This is a genomic window from Alicycliphilus sp. T452, from assembly GCF_054512775.1.
In genome coordinates this window covers 1-1,166 of record NZ_JBTNEH010000070.1, presented here as the reverse complement: position 1 = coordinate 1,166, position 1,166 = coordinate 1, and the positions used below count along the sequence as shown (strand labels likewise).

Sequence of the window (1,166 nt, the reverse complement as noted above, 5' to 3'; positions counted from 1 at the left end):
CAAAGCCAGCCCGCAAAAGGCTGCAAAATCGACCCAGTCTTAACCCCCTCGGGGCGTCGTTTTACCCACCTGTTGCTGGCTCCATTACGCCGAACATCGGTGGCTCCATTACGGCGGTCGGTGACACCCCGGCCTCCGGTACCGGGGGGCGGGGTTTCACCCCCAGGCTCCGGGGCAGGTTCGGCTTCGCTCACCGTGTCCCTGTCCGTCCGCGCTGGGGCGCGGTCGCCGCTTGGACAGCGGCTCGGGCCTGGCTCCCCCAGCCCGTCTGGTCATCGGTAGGCCGACGAGCTGCGCCCGGGGGCGCTGTGCTGAACGCACTGGCCCCGCTGCTTAACAGCAGCGGCTCCCCTGGCCTGCGGCGCCAATGCAGAAAAGCCCGCGCATGCGGGCTATTCACGCTGGATCATTTCCAGCGTCATGTCTCGGGCGACCGAGTTAGCGAGCGCCGAGGCGGTACTCGTGAACAGCCAGCTCCAGTCGCACACGGCCGTTGTAGTCGTAGATGCTGCGGAAGTAACCCGGGCCATTGTGCGCCGCTTCGGTGAGCTTCTCCTCGGTGTACTCGCGCAAAGGGCGGTAATTGCATCCAGAACTCATGCCGGCGCACTGCAAGACGCTGATAAGGTCCTCATCCATGCTGAGCAACTGGATGGCTGTGCGGTTTGGGGTCACGAATACAAAAGCGATGTGGCCCTGGTGAACGCACTCTGGCTGCATCTCGCCGTCGGCCAGCTCTACTGCAGGTCGGTAGCTGTATTGCTCGTTGACGAAGTCATGCACAACGTCCTCAGGCAAGACGAGGTCATACGGTCCGGCCACCCACGACAGATAGGTGCCGGCTGACTGGAGGTCGTGCGAGTGCTCGTTCCACACAGACGGTTCAGTGCATGCAAGCGCGACGGCATGCCGAGCCAGGCAACGCGGCGTGTAGATGACAACCGTCGGCACGAGAGGGCCCAGGTGCTGATTCAAGACATCCAGCTCGCCGCTACGGGTCAGCACGGCACTGGGGACACGGACGCATCTCGAAGCATATCTGTTGATTCATTTCCAAATCTGGGCCATTTCGGGACGCGTTCACGTTGAAATCTGAGCCACGTTGCCGCTCTATCGTGCTGAATTTTTCAGCACGGGGGAGCAGGAGTGATCAACGTGAGCACATT

Annotated in this window: 1 protein-coding gene; it reads right to left on the bottom strand. The window is 62.2% G+C overall.

Annotated elements, in window-relative coordinates; all coding sequences use genetic code 11:
- Positions 1-438: 438 nt before the first annotated feature.
- Positions 439-1,005, bottom strand: coding sequence for a hypothetical protein (locus tag ACX12L_RS22925; protein ID WP_459264570.1), 567 nt, complete (start codon positions 1,003-1,005; stop codon positions 439-441).
- Positions 1,006-1,166: the final 161 nt, after the last annotated feature.